Origin of the sequence: Microseira wollei NIES-4236, assembly GCF_020521235.1 — a bacterium.
Lineage (GTDB): Bacteria > Cyanobacteriota > Cyanobacteriia > Cyanobacteriales > Aerosakkonemataceae > Microseira > Microseira wollei.
Window position 1 is genome coordinate 23,279 of record NZ_BLAY01000060.1, and the last position, 15,679, is coordinate 38,957.

Here is a 15,679-nt window from a genome sequence, read left to right on the forward strand (position 1 = left end):
AATTTCTGCTGCTAGCTTCTCATATCACTGTATTGGCACCATCGACAGGGGGTTATTTCCGATGAGCAATCACTGGCTGCTGGCAATTGGTATTAATCAATACCAACACTTCCAGCCTTTAAATTTCGCCCAAGCAGACGCACAGGCGCTGTGGAATTATCTCGTAGGCAAAACAGGCTTTATGCCGGATCGCTGTCTGCTGTTGACCGACACCTCGCCGTTTGTGGAGGGTCAGTCAACCTATCCCAGTAAAGCAAATTTACAAAAATGGATTGACTGGTTATGCAAAGATGGGCAAGGATCGGGGTCGCCCCTCGGTCCCGGAGATGTGGTTTGGTGCTTTTTTAGCGGCTATGGCGTCACTTGGGAAGGACAAGACTACCTGATGCCGATTGATGGTAACGCGGCGAACATTGCCAACACCGGCATAGCCGTGCGCTCGCTGTTTGAGGGCCTCAAAACCAACCCCGCCGTCATGCCCTTGGTTTTGCTCGATATCAAGCATCCTCCATTCACGAGCGTTGGTGTGGGAACCGGCACCCAAACCCTCGAATTGGCCCGCGATATGCAAATTCCCACGCTGCTTTCTTGCCAACCCAACCAAAGCGCCGGAGAAGCTGCGGATCTGCATCACGGCTTGTTTGCCCAGTCGCTAATTGAAGCGCTGCGAACCGGCGCCGGTACAACCTTGGCAGACCTAAGCGAGAGTTTGCGAGGACGCTTGCCTGCTTTAAGCGAACAGTACTCGTTGCCTCGTCAAGACCCGGCGATTGTGGTGCAGCCTCCAGAAAATATGGAGCGCGTAATTATACCATATAACGCGCCAGCAGTCAATACAAACTCGGCAGGAAACCAGCACCAAGCACAGGAGGGAGGCGCGATAGCTGCAACCCTCAGCCCCTCGCTGGCAGCGGTGAAGCAACACATGCAAAACGTTGCCACCATACCAGGAGCTTCAGGCCCTCAGAACCCCTTCGAGGAGGCTTTAAACCGAGCTGAGCCAGGGTTTGCAGAAGCCCCGCCAGCAGTTGCCGCAGCACCGGGTCAACCGACGCCCGCCCCAGCAGGAAATGTGGAAACAGCAAGGAAAGGGTCGTTCTGGCAACGACTGCTGCTGTGGACGGGTGGCGTACTGCTGTTGTTGCTGGTATTAGTGAGTATTTTTGGACGGGGTAGGCAACCGGCTCGCCAAGGTGCGGGTTCGACTCCGGGAACGGTACCGACTTTATCAGACCCCGGATCGCCGGAACAGCGGTCTCAAGCTCGCCTGAAACAGGCGACAACCTTGCTGCAATCTAATCAGGTGGCTCAGTTTAGTCGCGCCATCGCATTAGCAAGCCAAATCAAACCGGGGGAACCCCTGTACGACGAAGCGCAACAAGCGATCGCTCGCTGGAGTCAAGTGATTTTTGAGACAGCCCAAGGGCGAGCCGAAAAGGGGAATTTTGAGGCAGCGATCGCCGCCGCGAGTTTGGTTCCCAAAGATCAGCCAATTCACGAGGAAGCTGAAAAGTTAATTGCCCTCTGGCGCGGCGCCGCCAAGAAGCAGCAAACGAACCGCAATACCCTGCAAGCTGCTAAAAAATTAGTTCAACCCGGACAAGCTTCTTCTTACAACCAAGCGATCGACCTGGTGCGCCAAATTCCCGCAGGAGAACCAGGATCTGCCGAAGCGAAGCAATTGACCAACCAGTGGAGTCAAAGTATTTTGAACCTGGCTCAGTCTAGGGCATCCGAAGGATTTATCAATCAAGCGATTGAAACCGCATCTCTAGTGCCCAACAACACACCGGCATATCCAAAAGCCAAAGCCGCGATTGAGCAATGGAAGCGTCAGCTTTCAGCACCTAAGAAATAAGGGCAGGTGAGCAGGTGGGCAAAAGGTGCTCCAGGGGCAAAAGGGGCAAAAGAACGTACATTCTCCCCGGCTCACGCGCTCACCTGCACACCTGCTCACCCGCTCATCCGCTCACCTGCTCACCTGCACTCTGCCTGTTCCCTGTAGAGGCTAACACTGACGCTCGTAGGGGAATTTCGATTTGGAATTGGGTCCCCCGACCGGGTTGGGACAGGCACTGTAGTAAGCCCTTGTGCTTCTCGACCACAATCTGGTAACTAATAGCCAGTCCTAACCCGGTTCCTTGACCCACCGGCTTGGTGGTGAAAAATGGGTCAAATATCCTTGCTTGAACATGGGGTGGCATTCCAGATCCATTGTCAGCAATGCAGATTCTTACCTTTTCGCGATCGATAACTTGGGTGCTAATTTGAATCTTGGGAGTGCCAGTTTTTTGACCCTGAACCGAATGGCTCCTGGCGCTAACAGCTGACTGTTCTAAGGCGTCAATGGCATTGCTCAGGATGTTCATAAATACCTGATTGAGCTGACTGGCGTAGCACTCGACAGGGGGCAAGTTGCCGTAGTCTTTGATAATTTGAATGCCCGGATGCCCCGCTTTCGGTTTGAGTCGGTGTTGCAAAATTAACAGGGTGCTTTCTATTCCTTCGTGGATATCGACCGGCTTTCTTTCCGACTCATCGAGACGGGAGAAATTACGCAAAGATAATACAAGTTGGCGGATGCGGTCGGTTCCTACTTTCATCGAAGCGAGCAGTTTAATTAAGTCTTCTTCGAGAAAGTCCAGCTCGATTTCTGCGATGCGATCGCAAATCTCCGGGTGGGGTTCCGGGTAGTACTTTTGGTACAGGTGCAGCAAATCTAGCAAGTCTTGGGTATATTCGCTGGCATAGTTGATGTTACCGGAAATAAAATTAACCGGGTTGTTAATTTCGTGGGCGACGCCAGCGACGAGTTGTCCCAAGGAAGACATTTTTTCGGTTTGAATCAGTTGCGATTGGGTATGTTGTAGCTCATCTAGGGCGGCTTCTAGCTGTTGTGCTTTCGCCTGTTCTTTTAATGCCAAGTCGCGGCTTTGTTCGTAAAGTTCGGCTTGCAAAATCGCGATTGCTGCCTGATCTGCCAGTTGTTGCAGTACTTCGATTTCCGCTGCGGTCCATACTCTGGGAGCGCGACAAGAGTGGGCAATTAACAATCCCCACAAATCGTCGCCCCGCTTGATCGGTACGATCAGGTCGGCTTGCACTTGAATGCTTTGCAAAAACTCTGCATGACACGCGGCTATATTGGCATTGGCTGCATCTTCTATGGCTCCTACACGCCCGTTTTTATAACTTGGGACGTATTCTGGTGGAAAGCAGTCTTTTGGCGCTTTTACACCCAACACGGAAGGCCAATTGCCTGCGATCGCTTCTACCACCACTTCGCCTTGGGTTTCTTCGGTAAATTGATAAATCAGGACTCGGTCTGTATCTAATAAAGCTCGCACCTCGCGCACGATCGTTTGCAGAATCGTTTTTGATTCTAAGGTGCTGCGAATTTGGTCGGTGACTTGCTTTAAGACTTTGGCAAAGTCTAACGATTGTTGTAATTGAGCGGTGCGCTTTTGCACCTGAAGTTCCAGATCGCTATTGAGCCGTTGTACCTGTTGATACAGCTGATACTGCTGCACCGCCATGGCAAATTGATTCCCCAACGCCGTTGCCAGTTCGATTTCTTCTTGCGTCCATTCGCGAGCTTGGCCTTTTTTTAACTGTCGCCATGCTTCAAACGAAAGCCGGGGAAACTGTTGTCGCGCATCCGGATCGAACTGTCCCGCCCACAGAGTTTCGGTGTCGATTTCCTTGCGGAAAATACTGAGATATCCCAAAAATTGTTGCCGATATTCTAGGGGGACGACAAGCAAACCCCTGATTTGAGTATCGGCAAAACTGGGGGCGATCGCATCACATCGGGCTGCTTTATACAAGTCTGCGATCGCGCAGGGGCGAATTCCTCGTGCCGTTTCACAATATCCGCTGACTTCCTGCCAGTCGGGGTGTTGTTCGAGCGGCTCCCCCAGTCCCAATTTCTCCAACTCCGGCCCTTCGCCCCAGGTATAAACTTCTACTTCCGTCGAGTTGGCTACTTCAGCATCGGTGGCAGGTGCCTGGATATAAAGTCTGCCTCCTGCCCCGCCAAACACGGCGACGGTTGCTTGTAGTGCCGCTTGAAATTCAATCGTCGGACAGTCGTGCAATAAGGTAGCGACTCGGTTCACCGTTGCTTCTCGCATCGCTCTGGAGCGGGTGGAAGATAACAGGTTACTTTGGGCGATCGCAATCGATACCTGATCCACCACCCGTTGCACGACTTCCACCTCTGCTGCGGAAATCCTTCGCTGCTCTGAGTGGTGCGATACCAACAGCCCCCACAGTTGGGGCTTCGCCTGGGCGTCGCCGATGTCATAATGCAGGATGGGCACGATGAACGAAGATTGCACCCCCATTGCGGTCAAATAAGCTGCGTGACAGGGGTCTACAGATCTGTAGCAAATATGCTCGCCAGCGTGGGGCCTCCCCGTTTCCGGACAATCTAAGGGACTTAAACCGATCTGCTGCGTTGTTACATCTACGATCGTGCGCTGGCGTGCCAGTAGAAACATCTCTCGCGCTTCCGGTGGAATGTCGTCCGCCGGGAAATTCAAACCTTTCAGGGATGGTAGACGATTTCCATCGATCGATTCGGCAATTACTTCGCCACTGCTATCGTTATTAAATCGATAAACCATCACCCGATCTGTAGCCAAGAAATCGCGTATTTCCGCTACCGTTGATGTTAATATTTCTTGTAGCTCTAAAGATTGACGAATCCGATTCGTCATCCGATGCAGCAATGTTTCCTGGTTAATCCCTGGCTGCATTTCTTGGTTTTTTCCTGTTAAATTCATTTTATATCCACAAAATTTTTGTGCCTATTATAAATTTTTACTCTGCCCATTCCCATTTCTTCTTAATAAAATTTTAACTTCTTAATAAAAATTGCTATAGAGTTGCCTAAACTCATCAGAGTTTTCAGCCGCTGACCCATTGCTGGCTGAAATAATAAACCTAGGGTATATGCGATGGCAGCAGGGCATTGAATTCCGGCGTGGCAGGAAGTAACAAGGAAGCCGCGGAACTCGCCTATTTTCCCAGAGTAAAACCAGGGAAAGGGGGTTTCAAAGCCCTTGCGTGGATTGGAGCAAAGATTATTTTAATATATTACCTGCAATTCCTAACTTTTTCGTAAAGAAATATAATAATCCCAACTGGGGGGAAGGGATATTGACGGGAAGTGGATGATAATCGACGAGATCGCCAGCAGGATCAACAAGAGGCGGCTTTCGTTAGAGAAAGGGTGGCTTAGATCAACCCGGTCAAGCGTTGCTGGATTTCTTGACGAACGCTCATGAGAATTTTTCCCAAATGGTTTTGACCAGTTTTATCCTTTCCACAACCCCAATAGTAATCGGTAGCCGAGTTTTCGACGAGCAAGCGATCGCCAGTATCCAGGAGAATAGCCTGAATATCTAGATGAGTGAGAAACTTGGTGAGAACGGCTTCTCGCATCAGGGGAAGCTTGACATCTTCCCAGTCGGGACGGACTTTGCGAACCGGATCGCGTCCCAGGGAAGCAGCTTCCTCTGGCGTCTTAACCCCGTGAATCACTTTAATGATAGGTGCGTGGTTCGTGCCTACAAATTTTTGCGCTTGATAATAATGCTCCACAGTAGGCCAATATTGACCGTGGATGTGAATACCGTGGGGAGAAAAATTAGAAAAACAGCCATAAGGCTCGTTAACCTTGTAAAAGTAGATCGTCATGTGGAAACTTTGTGACATCCAGGGAGAGAAAGTAGTAAGGGAAGGGCATCTGGCGCGGAAAAAGGACGCTTTCGCTTTCAATATGTTGCCATCCCCTGATGGGCGGATGGTGGCGAAAATGGTAATAAGGTTCGTAAAACCAAACTGATTCACCATACCTCATGTCAACAAATGCCTTTGAAAAAACTAGCTTAGGTTGGCAACTTCAGCAACTCCAGCAGCGTGTAGGCGAGTGGTTAGAGTTGCAACTGTCTCAACTTCGACCCAGACTGCCTAATCTACCGAATGTATCCACCCCTGAGTGGTTAAACTCACTAACCTGGCTGTTAGTGCGAGTAGCATTTTGGGCGATACTGGGATGGGTTTTGATCCGGCTAGTTTTGTGGCTGATGCCACAGATGCAGCCGTACTGGAACTGGCTAAACTTAAAACCAGGCAGACAGACAACTGTGCCAGAAAGCGAACTAACAGCAGAAACTTGGTTGTTGCGAGCGCGTGAATTATACCGCCAAAGCGACTACCGCGAGGCAGCAAGGGCGCTTTATATGGCAATGTTGCAGCAACTCAACGATACTCGCATTGTCCCCCACCAACCCAGTCGCACCGATGGCGAGTATATCCAACTCACTCAGGAATTACCCCATCACGCTTCGTATCAAATTTTACTGCAAACCCACGAGAGACTGTGGTTTGGCAATCAGGAAATTACCCCAGAAGCATTTGAGCAGTGCCAGCAAGCATACCGAGATATTCAGAGTGCTAATGGCTAATGGCTAATGGTAAAAATGCGCTCGCTGAGATTTTCCACCAGTCACCAGACGAGGCAGAGCCTCGTTCACCTCGTTCCCAGGCAATGCCTGGGAACGAGATCCGGGAGGCTCTGCCTCCTGACGGGGTGCAAGATCTAAGATTAGCAATTAGCAAACTAGCAATTAGCAAAACCGATGAAAAAACGTTGGATATGGATCTTGGCGATCGCAATAACAGCAATAATATTACTGACGCTGTTTGCGGCTCCGACTACAGGTAATCGGACTACAAGCGGTTCGACTTACAGTCGCGCTCCCGATGGATACGGAGCTTGGTACGCCTTTATGGAAAAGCGGGGAACACCTGTAAAGCGATGGCAAAAACCCTTTGACCAGTTCCCCAACAGCAGATATCCCATGACATTATTGCGCGTCAACAGCGGTTTGGGAAGGGGATGGCCCTACAAGCAAGAACTCGATTGGATAGAGAAAGGCAATACTTTAGTAGTATTGGGCGTGGGAAGTCCAGTAACCGAAGCATCCTTTAGTACCTTACAAGAAAGTGCCGCAGGTAGGGTCAAAATTGAAACCAGGCGGCGGCAAAAACTGGGTAAAGAAGAAGAGCAAAGATTGAGCGATCGCTTTGGTGCGATCGTTTGGCAACAAAAGTTAGGAAAAGGACAAGTAATTTTTGCTACCACCCCTCACCTTGCCGCCAACGCCTATCAAGACGAAGCGGGTAACTTTGAATTTCTAGCCTCACTGGTAACTGTAGCAGCAGGGGAGCAGGTGAGCAGAGGAGCAGAGGAGCAGAGGAGCAGAGGAGCAGAGGAGCAGGTGAGCAGAGGAGCAGAGGAGCAATTAGCAATTAGCAATTACCAATTAGCAATTAGCAATTACCAATCAGCAATTAGCAATTACCAATTACCAATCCAAAATCCTGTTTGGGTAGATGAATATATCCACGGCTATAAAGATAAAGAAGTCATTGCTAAGGAAGACGGGAAAGACTGGGTAACTTACCTCGCCAACACACCCTTATTCCCCGCAATGGTGCAAGCAGGCGTTATCCTTTTAGTGCTGGTGTTGGCAAAAAACCGGCGTTTGGGACCCCCCATTTCCGTTGCAGCACCGAGGGTTGATAATAGCGAAGCATACATTAAAGCTTTAGCCGGAGTCTTGCAAAAAGCCGAAAGCAGAGAATTCGTAATCGAGGTAATCGGGAAACAAGAACAACTACAATTACAACAAGCCTTGGGATTAGGGTCAGTCCTCCTCTCACCCCAAACGCTAGTAGCAGCTTGGGTACAACAAACAGGTCGTCCTGCCAGCGAACTAGAACAAGTTTTGCAACGGCAATCTAAAAAACGTCGAATTGGAGAACGAGACTTGCTAACCTGGTTAGAACAATGGCAAAAAATCCGTTTAATCGGTAATAGGTAATGGGTAATGGGTAATGGGTAATCTAAAACCAATCACCAATTACCCATTAGCAATTAGCAAGCTTGCAAGCTTGCAATCACCAATCACCAATTACCAATTACCAATCACCAATCACCAATTACCAATGACCCATGACGCATTAACCGTATTAAATCGCCTCAGCCAAGCGCTCAACCGAGTTATCGTCGGTCAAGCTACCCTCGTACAGCAGATGCTGGTGGCAATCCTAGCTGGGGGACATGTAATTTTAGAAGGCGTACCGGGAACGGGAAAAACCCTGTTAGTCAAAGTGCTGGCAACCCTATTGCAATCAGAATATCGACGAATTCAACTAACTCCGGATATTTTACCTGCCGATATCATCGGCATCAATATCTTTGATTTAAACACGCGCAAATTCACCTTAAAAAAAGGCCCCATATTTACCCAGATATTATTAGCAGATGAAATAAACCGGACACCGCCTAAAACCCAAGCAGCACTTTTAGAGGCAATGGAAGAACAGCAAGTCACCCTGGATGGGGAAAGCTTGCCCCTTCCCGAACTATTCTGGGTAATTGCCACCCAAAATCCCTTAGAATTTGAAGGCACATATCCCTTACCAGAAGCCCAATTAGACCGCTTCTTATTCAAACTGATTGTCGATTATCCCGATGCGACAGCAGAAAAGCAAATGTTATTAAATCGTCAAGCTGGATTTCAATCCAGACGCCTAGACTTAGCCAGGTTAAAACCCGTAGCAACAGTCGAAGACATTTTAACAGCGCGTAGTGCGATCGCTGCCGTTCAAGTAGACGAAAAAATCCTGGATTACCTATTAGCATTAGTCCAACGCAGCCGCAAACATCCCGACCTAGCTTTAGGCGCATCTCCTCGTTCCGCAGTTGCTTGGTTACAAACCAGTAAAGCACAAGCATGGCTATCCGGAAGAGAATTTGTCACACCCGATGATATTAAAATAGTAGCTGCACCCCTGTTGCGCCATCGATTAATATTAAAGCCAGAAGCACAACTAGACGGATTGCAAATAGAAGCCGTCATAGCTTCCTTACTCACCCAAATACCCGTACCAAGGTAAACAACCATGCCCCAACTAATAGAAAAACCCACCCGCATCGAAGCAGCAGGAAACAAACCCAAACTAATCGACGAATATATCGGTAGAGTTAACAGCAAAACCGAAGCAGCTAGCATTGCCCACATGCGATCGCCTAGCGGATGGATAGAACCAGGACAACGCCCCGAATTCGACGAATTCACCATAGTTCTTAAAGGAATGCTGCGAGTTGAATACGAAGGAGGCGTTCTAGAAATTCGCGCCGGACAAGCAGTAATTGCCAACAAAGGTGAATGGATTCGCTACAGCACCCCAGAGGCAGAAGGTGCAGAATACATAGCCATTTGTCTGCCAGCATTTTCACCCGAAACCGTACATCGAGACGCTTAAAACTGGCGACAATTACCCTCACAATTACGCTCGCTGCGAATACAACCATAAAGCGCATATCTCTGACCATGTTTCCTCACAGTAGGCCAAGCCAATAATTGTAGAGGTATCCCCGTCAACTTCCAAAACAATCGACCCGCAGAGTGTAAAAAATCCCAAAATTCCGACAAACTAGGAGACTCAAAAAACTCGATAAATTCATTCTTAAAAGCTTCCCATTGAGAAACAACAGTAGGCGCGTGACAGCGAGCATAAATTGCCATACCAGCACGATAATTTTGCAGAATTTCCCTAATAGACATATCCCTAACCTTCAATCCAAATTTAAATATGAATTACGCAAATATCACACCAAGCGTATTATTTTTGAGGCTCGTAGTAGCGCTAAAGCGCCAGATCTGGCGCTTTAGCGCTACTACAAACCCAATTAAATGTGCCAGTTACGTAAGTCCTGTTAGACCGAAAAACGAACAAACCCTACCTAACTCTTACCTTCGCGTCCTTCGCGTCTTTGCGGTTCAACAAAATGATTCCTTCAGCACGAGTTTATTTATTATTAGTCTTAGGATTAGCGATCGCACCAATCCTAGCCGCCCTATCCACCATCAGCATCGGTATCACCAGCACCCTCATCTTCGATGGTATCGTTCTGGGACTAATGATAATTGATGGAATGCGATCGCGCCCCCACCGAGTCCAAATCGCCCGACATCCCCTCACCCGACTCTCCATCGCAAGGGAAAACCCCATTACCCTATCCGTAACATCATCAAATCGCCCAGCTATAATTACCATCCGCGACTACTACCCCGCCGATTTTTGGGTATCCAATCCCCTACTACAAACATCCCTTCCTGTCAATACCACCAAAGAATTAACTTACACCGCCAGTCCCCTCCAGCGGGGCGAATTTGCTTGGGGAGATATTCAAGTACGCCAGCTAGGCGCGTGGGGATTAGCCTGGGATGATTGGAAAATAGCCGCAACTACCAAAGTCGCAGTATATCCAGACTTAATCGGACTCAAACAACTATCGATTCGCCTCACATTACAAAACACCGGCACAATGCGCCAAGCGCGACGCATGGGCGTGGGTACGGAATTTGCCGAATTGCGGGAATATCGTACAGGAGACGACCCGCGTTTTATCGATTGGAAAGCCTCTGCCCGCCGTTTCGGAGCAACGCCTTCCACATCCTTACAAGTGCGCGTCCTAGAACCGGAACAAGAGCAAACCTTGATTATTTTATTGGATCGAGGGCGCTTGATGACGGCACGGGTACAGGGGCTAAAGCGATTTGATTGGGGTTTGAATGCTACGTTATCCCTAGCGCTAGCGGGATTAAACCGAGGAGATAGAGTAGGCGTAGGAGTATTTGACCGGGAAGTGAGTACCTGGATTGCGCCCGAACGCGGTCAGCAGCAACTTTCCAAGTTAATCGAACGCCTGACCCCGATTCAACCAGTCTTGCTAGAACCAGATTATGTCGGTGCGGTGACCAAATTGGTCAATCAACAAACAAGGCGGGCTTTAGTGGTTTTAATGACGGATTTAGTCGATATTACCGCCTCTGCCGAACTTCTCGCCGCTTTGGGACGACTTACGCCCCGCTATCTCCCATTTTGCGTCACGTTGCGCGATCCGCAAGTTGATAAACTAGCCCATATTCCTGTCGATGTTGAGGGGAAAGAAGCTAGCGCCAGAGCTTACACCCGCGCCGTCGCCTTAGATTTATTATCCCAACGTCAAATTGCTTTTGCCCAATTGAAACAAAAAGGAGTGCTAGTTTTAGATGCACCCGCGAATCAAATTAGCGAGCAATTAGTTGACCGATATCTGCAAATAAAAGCGAAAAACCAAATTTGAAAAGGGGAACATCTCAAACTTGTCCAAAATGTGCAGCGCATACAGGCAAAAAAGAATTGTCCGAGCGAACTCATAAGTGTAGTGGATGTGGTTATGAGACTCCGAAGTGACCATGCATCGGCTGAAGTCATTCGGTTGCGGGGTTTAAAACAGTTAGTAGCCAGGGACTGTGGCGAATCGAAAGAGCCTGTTGCAGTCGGTCTGCCGGGGGCTGCTTGTAGTCAGTCTAGGTCAGAGGCGAAACCTTCTTCCCGTAAGGGCGGAAGAAAAACCAGGAATGCCAGTTCGTGAGGATTGGAGAGCTTACACTTACCCGTAAGGGAAGTGTGGGAGGATGTCACGAATGGAACTTAATTTCCCTGTCGAAGTTTCACCTTCTCCGCTCGCTCAGAGACGGAGATTGGGTAGACAAATACCTGATTAATTGGTGAATAGCTCGTGAGCCTAACCCTGATACAGACTTCCAGATACTTCCCCAGTCTGGATTATCTCTAAACCGTTTTGTCGCGGTGTTGCTTAAAGGCAAGCCATTTTGGGTTAGGTGAGCAAGGGGACTAACAACTTTACTCGAAGGATTATCTCTGATGCGAGTACCAGTACAAAACCCAGACAATTCACCAGCGATGCCTACCTTACCTAGTCGTGCTAGACGCTGGGTAAAAGAGGGTAAAGCAACAGAGCATTGGTCAGACTTAGGTATTTACTATGTTCGATTAGTTGCTGAACCATCGGGACGGAAAAAACAGCCCATTGCTGTTGGGATTGATTCTGGCAAGCTGTTTACTGGCGTTGGTGTTCAATCATCCAAATTCACCCTGTGGATGGCTCACCTGCAACTACCATTCAAGACGGTTAAAGAACGAATGTCCCAACGAGCAATGATGCGACGTGGACGTAGAGGACGGCGAATTAATCGCAAGCTACCTTATAGTAAACGCGCTCATCGTCAAACTAGATTTGATAATCGTCGTCAAAATAAACTTCCTCCTAGTATCCGGGCTAACCGCCAACTAGAGTTGAGAGTTGTCAAGGAATTAGCTGCTATTTACCCTGTCACCGATATTGCTTACGAAATTGTTAAAGCCAGAGGGGACAAAGGTTTTAGTCCCGTTATGGTAGGTCAATTGTGGCAACTGGAAAACTTGAAAGTATACGGAAAGGTGCATCAAGTCGAGGGTTGGAAAACTGCAAATATTCGCACGCAATTAAGACTGGTAAAACAAAAACACGCCAAAGGTGATGCGATACCTGCGACCCATGCAGTAGATGGTGTGGCGCTAGCTTGCAGTAGTTTTATCCATTACAGCATCATCAACCAATACACGATGGGATGGAAAGGAGAGGTAGCCGTTACGCCAGCCATTTTTGCGGTAATCCGACGCCCGCCTATATCGCGCCGTCAGCTACACCTCATGATTCCATCCAAGGGTGGAGTGAGAAGAAAGTATGGCGGTACTGTTACCCGACATGGCTTTAGGAAAGGCGATTTAGCGATCGCAACCCAAGGCAAAAAGACTTGTTGCGGCTGGGTTAGCGGCGACACGGAAAAACAAGTTTCTGTCTCTGACTCTAACTGGAAACGGTTAGGCCAGTTCAGTAAAAACAAGGTTCAGTTGATCCGACGCTCAACTGGATTAATTGTGACTGCTCTTATTACCGCCGCGTCGTGTTCCGACCTGGTCGCGCATACACACGGTTTCCACACTTTCCGAGGATTTTTAGATGACTGAGACAGTACCGCAAATCGATCTTCCTCCTAGTTTTCCAGACCATACCCAACTCCCAGAGTCGGATGGCAGGTTTGTGAAAAATTTTCAGGAACATCCCCAAAGCATTATTTTGACCGACTCAATTGGCCCTGTTTTGCAGCGACTGCGACCAGATGGACAATATTGTATCGGACAAGACAGCGGCATTTACTGGCGAGAAACCGACCCACCAGAGAAAGGTGCTGAAGCTCCAGATTGGTTTTGCGTCCTGGGCGTACCTCCCGACCTCGATGGTGTCGTTCGTCGTTCCTACGTGCTGTGGCGAGAGTTTATTACCCCAACTATTGCGCTAGAATTTGCTTCTGGTGATAGCAGTGAAGAAAAAGATACAACACCATTACGTATTTTTACTAGCGGATAGGTGCAAAAACCCGGAAAATTTTGGGTGTATGAAACGATTATGCGAATTCCTTTTTACGGCATATTCCAAGTCAACAACGGCAGTTTGGAAATGTACCACCTAATCGAAGCAAATTATCAAAAAATGACTCCAAACGAACGTGGTCACTATCCGATTACGCCCTTGGAGGTAGAATTAGGAGTTTGGCAGGGAACTTATCAAAACCAGACGCGACTTTGGTTACGCTGGTGGGATATGCAAGGCAATTTACTCTTAATTGGTGATGAACGCGCCGCCGCCGCCGAACAAAAAGCGATCGCCGCCGAACAAAAAGCGATCGCCGCCGAAGAGAAAGCAGCACAAGAGCGTCAGTTGCGGGAAGAATTATTAGCTCAATTGAGATCGAGGGGCATCGATCCTGATACGCTGTAATGGCTAATGGCTAATGGCTAATGGAACGAAAAATGCTCGATTAGCAATTAGCAATTAGCAATTAGCAATTAGCAATTAACCATTAGCCACTTTCTTGCGACTGCAATACCTCACCAAAAGAGTAAACAATACTATACCTACAAGATACTTTAAAGGTTCTGGAACTAAGGGATTGGGCGAGAAAAAGCCTTCAATCGTCCCCGCAATCATCAGCATCGGTACGATGGCAAATACCAGTTGAACTGCCAGAGAACCGTAAACTAGCAGCGCATCGACGCGGCGATATTGACCGGGAAATAAAATCGCTCTGGCAATTAAAAAACCCGCACCTCCTGCAAAAAATATCGCGGGTAATTCCAAAGAACCGTGAGGAAATACAAATGCCCAAAACGGATAGGCGAGATTATTTTGACCGACGAGGGTAGCAACTGCACCAATTAAAAGTCCGTTGAATACAAGCAAAAATGCCGTGTATACTCCGGCGGTAATTCCACCGGCAACTGCCCCAAATGATACTCTCAGGTTATTAATAGTAATATCGCTGGATGCTAAAGGTTCAATTCCGACAATTCGTCCCATCCACAACTTACCCTCATCGCGCACCATTCGGCTCAAATGTTCCGGTACGATTAGGGATAGGAACGCGGGATCTTGCCACGCATACCACCAAGCGACAAGGCATCCTAGCAGGAATAAAACCGTTGCAGCGGCAATATATCCCCAGGTTTGCTGCACGACTGCGGGTAGTCCCCAGCGGTAAAACTCAACTACGCCTTGCCATTCTTGGCGTCGGGAACCTTGGTAAATTTGGTTATAGCCGCGAGATGTGAGGATTTGCAGGTCTTGCACTAAGGTGTTGCCGACTTGCTGGGTGCGCGCGCGAGCTAAGTCTGCCGAAACGGAACGGTATAAGCTAGCTAGTTCTTTGATTTCATTTGCTTGTAAAGATTTAAGTCCTTTTTTTTCAACTTGCTTTAAAAGTGCATCCAGACGCTTCCAATCGGGTTCCCGCCGTGCAATCCAACGTTGAATATTCATAAAATTTTCTGCCGACTATGTCCAGAGTAACTTAAGATCGCCTCAAACCGAATGTTGTTGCAGGAGTACAAGCAATGTCTCAAAGTCCTCTCCGCCCTATGAGTGTCGGGAACGTCGTCAGTGCTGGACTGGTGCTGTACCGCTCGAATTTCAAAAGTTATTTTGTCCAATCTATATTTGCTCATCTGTGGATTTTGCTACCTATTTATGGGTGGGCAAAGTATTCGGCAATTTCTGGGTTAATTTCGCGCTTGGCTTTTAAAGAATTGATTAGCAAACCTGAAAGCGTTAGTCATGCAAGGGAAACGATAAATCCGCGCATGTGGTCGTTTCTAGGTGTTGGTTTTGGCATCGCGCTTCGACTGTTTGGGCTTTACATAGCAATTTATGTAGCAATATTCCTGGCTTTCTTGATTCCCGTTCTCATTTTGGGACAACAAACAGGCGCTATCCTTGGTGCGATCGCGGCTATAGTCTTATTCATAGTTGGGATAGTTATGATTATTCGTTTTTACTCTCGCTGGTCAATCGCTGAAGTACCCCTAGCCGTGGAAGAGAATATTAGAGGAGGAGGTCAAAGTATTGATAGAAGTTGGGAGTTGACTGAAGGGGCAGTAGGAAGAATACAATACATTGTTGTTGTGGCATTCTTGGTAACGTTGCCGATTCAGATGGTAACTGGATATATCCCATCTATTTTCCAGTTGCGTTTTGAGCAGAATACCCCAGAATATTGGATTGTTTATTTTATTAATTTGGCTTTTAGTTTATTGGGTGGGACAGTTGTGATGCCTTTTTGGCAAGCGATTAAAGCTGTTATGTATTACGACCTTCGCAGCCGTCGCGAAGGGCTGGATTTGCAGATGCGCGATCGCTAAATCTATTCAGTTA

The 15,679-nt window shown here is 48.2% G+C and carries 14 protein-coding genes and 1 pseudogene; 11 read left to right on the plus strand and 4 right to left on the minus strand.

Annotated features, from left to right (window positions below; translation table 11 throughout):
- Positions 1-61: 61 nt before the first annotated feature.
- Positions 62-1,858: a caspase family protein gene (locus MiSe_RS20155; RefSeq protein ID WP_226584236.1), complete on the plus strand. Its 1,797-nt coding sequence runs from the start codon at positions 62-64 to the stop codon at positions 1,856-1,858.
- Positions 1,859-1,961: 103 nt separating this feature from the next.
- Here the strand turns inward: MiSe_RS20155 and MiSe_RS20160 are convergent, their stop codons facing one another.
- A complete protein-coding gene (locus MiSe_RS20160) occupies positions 1,962-4,787 on the minus strand; it encodes a GAF domain-containing sensor histidine kinase (protein WP_226584238.1) in 2,826 nt (941 codons plus the stop codon).
- A gap of 454 nt (positions 4,788-5,241) precedes the next feature.
- Entirely contained in the window at positions 5,242-5,703 is a 462-nt protein-coding gene (gene ybiA / locus MiSe_RS20165; RefSeq protein WP_226584297.1) for a riboflavin biosynthesis intermediates N-glycosidase, read from the minus strand.
- Positions 5,704-5,864: 161 nt separating this feature from the next.
- Here ybiA and MiSe_RS20170 point away from each other — a divergent pair, with 161 nt between their 5' ends.
- From MiSe_RS20170 to MiSe_RS20190, 5 genes are all read left to right on the plus strand, one after another.
- Complete coding sequence (locus MiSe_RS20170) at positions 5,865-6,473, plus strand: DUF4129 domain-containing protein (protein ID WP_226584239.1); 609 nt, start codon at positions 5,865-5,867, stop codon at positions 6,471-6,473.
- Entirely contained in the window at positions 6,473-6,733 is a 261-nt protein-coding gene (locus MiSe_RS20175) for a hypothetical protein (protein ID WP_226584241.1), read from the plus strand. The genes MiSe_RS20170 and MiSe_RS20175 overlap by 1 nt, the downstream gene beginning before the upstream one ends.
- Positions 6,648-7,895, plus strand: coding sequence for a DUF4350 domain-containing protein (locus MiSe_RS20180; protein ID WP_226584243.1), 1,248 nt, complete (start codon positions 6,648-6,650; stop codon positions 7,893-7,895). Before MiSe_RS20175 ends, MiSe_RS20180 begins: the two co-directional genes overlap by 86 nt.
- Positions 7,896-8,019: 124 nt before the next feature.
- Complete coding sequence (locus MiSe_RS20185; RefSeq protein WP_226584245.1) at positions 8,020-8,973, plus strand: AAA family ATPase; 954 nt, start codon at positions 8,020-8,022, stop codon at positions 8,971-8,973.
- Between the two features lie 6 nt (positions 8,974-8,979).
- Complete coding sequence (locus MiSe_RS20190) at positions 8,980-9,342, plus strand: cupin domain-containing protein (protein WP_226584247.1); 363 nt, start codon at positions 8,980-8,982, stop codon at positions 9,340-9,342.
- Here MiSe_RS20190 and MiSe_RS20195 read toward each other — a convergent pair.
- The gene (locus tag MiSe_RS20195) at positions 9,339-9,644 is read right to left on the minus strand and encodes a hypothetical protein (RefSeq protein WP_226584249.1); all 306 of its coding nucleotides are present in this window, start codon (positions 9,642-9,644) and stop codon (positions 9,339-9,341) included. The genes MiSe_RS20190 and MiSe_RS20195 overlap by 4 nt on opposite strands.
- A 224-nt stretch (positions 9,645-9,868) precedes the next feature.
- On the opposite strand from MiSe_RS20195, the gene MiSe_RS20200 reads away from it, so the two are divergent.
- The 4 genes and pseudogenes from MiSe_RS20200 (at position 9,869) to MiSe_RS20215 (ending at position 13,750) form a co-directional block, all read left to right on the plus strand.
- Positions 9,869-11,209 (plus strand): DUF58 domain-containing protein, encoded by a 1,341-nt coding sequence (locus tag MiSe_RS20200; protein WP_226584251.1) that lies wholly within the window; start codon positions 9,869-9,871, stop codon positions 11,207-11,209.
- Entirely contained in the window at positions 11,206-11,319 is a 114-nt protein-coding gene (locus MiSe_RS52785) for a zinc ribbon domain-containing protein (protein ID WP_373872822.1), read from the plus strand. Before MiSe_RS20200 ends, MiSe_RS52785 begins: the two co-directional genes overlap by 4 nt.
- A gap of 471 nt (positions 11,320-11,790) precedes the next feature.
- Complete coding sequence (locus tag MiSe_RS20210) at positions 11,791-12,939, plus strand: RRXRR domain-containing protein (RefSeq protein ID WP_444980525.1); 1,149 nt, start codon at positions 11,791-11,793, stop codon at positions 12,937-12,939.
- A pseudogene (locus tag MiSe_RS20215) lies at positions 12,932-13,750 on the plus strand (Uma2 family endonuclease). Before MiSe_RS20210 ends, MiSe_RS20215 begins: the two are co-directional and overlap by 8 nt.
- A gap of 75 nt (positions 13,751-13,825) precedes the next feature.
- Here the strand turns inward: MiSe_RS20215 and MiSe_RS20220 are convergent.
- Positions 13,826-14,788: a stage II sporulation protein M gene (locus tag MiSe_RS20220; protein ID WP_226584255.1), complete on the minus strand. Its 963-nt coding sequence runs from the start codon at positions 14,786-14,788 to the stop codon at positions 13,826-13,828.
- Between the two features lie 74 nt (positions 14,789-14,862).
- On the opposite strand from MiSe_RS20220, the gene MiSe_RS20225 reads away from it, so the two are divergent.
- Positions 14,863-15,666 carry a hypothetical protein gene (locus tag MiSe_RS20225; protein WP_226584258.1) on the plus strand — a complete coding sequence of 268 codons (804 nt, stop codon included), beginning with the start codon at positions 14,863-14,865 and terminating at the stop codon, positions 15,664-15,666.
- The last annotated feature ends 13 nt before the right edge of the window (positions 15,667-15,679 follow it).

What these genes read in the sequence shown, in the direction of transcription:
- MiSe_RS20155 (WP_226584236.1), top strand. Translation starts at nt 62, where the DNA reads ATGAGCAATCACTGGCTGCTGGCAATTGGTATTAATCAATACCAACAC.
- MiSe_RS20160 (WP_226584238.1), bottom strand. Translation starts at nt 4,787, where the DNA reads ATGAATTTAACAGGAAAAAACCAAGAAATGCAGCCAGGGATTAACCAG.
- ybiA (WP_226584297.1), bottom strand. Translation starts at nt 5,703, where the DNA reads ATGACGATCTACTTTTACAAGGTTAACGAGCCTTATGGCTGTTTTTCT.
- MiSe_RS20170 (WP_226584239.1), top strand. Translation starts at nt 5,865, where the DNA reads ATGTCAACAAATGCCTTTGAAAAAACTAGCTTAGGTTGGCAACTTCAG.
- MiSe_RS20175 (WP_226584241.1), top strand. Translation starts at nt 6,473, where the DNA reads ATGGCTAATGGTAAAAATGCGCTCGCTGAGATTTTCCACCAGTCACCA.
- MiSe_RS20180 (WP_226584243.1), top strand. Translation starts at nt 6,648, where the DNA reads ATGAAAAAACGTTGGATATGGATCTTGGCGATCGCAATAACAGCAATA.
- MiSe_RS20185 (WP_226584245.1), top strand. Translation starts at nt 8,020, where the DNA reads ATGACCCATGACGCATTAACCGTATTAAATCGCCTCAGCCAAGCGCTC.
- MiSe_RS20190 (WP_226584247.1), top strand. Translation starts at nt 8,980, where the DNA reads ATGCCCCAACTAATAGAAAAACCCACCCGCATCGAAGCAGCAGGAAAC.
- MiSe_RS20195 (WP_226584249.1), bottom strand. Translation starts at nt 9,644, where the DNA reads ATGTCTATTAGGGAAATTCTGCAAAATTATCGTGCTGGTATGGCAATT.
- MiSe_RS20200 (WP_226584251.1), top strand. Translation starts at nt 9,869, where the DNA reads ATGATTCCTTCAGCACGAGTTTATTTATTATTAGTCTTAGGATTAGCG.
- MiSe_RS20220 (WP_226584255.1), bottom strand. Translation starts at nt 14,788, where the DNA reads ATGAATATTCAACGTTGGATTGCACGGCGGGAACCCGATTGGAAGCGT.
- MiSe_RS20225 (WP_226584258.1), top strand. Translation starts at nt 14,863, where the DNA reads ATGTCTCAAAGTCCTCTCCGCCCTATGAGTGTCGGGAACGTCGTCAGT.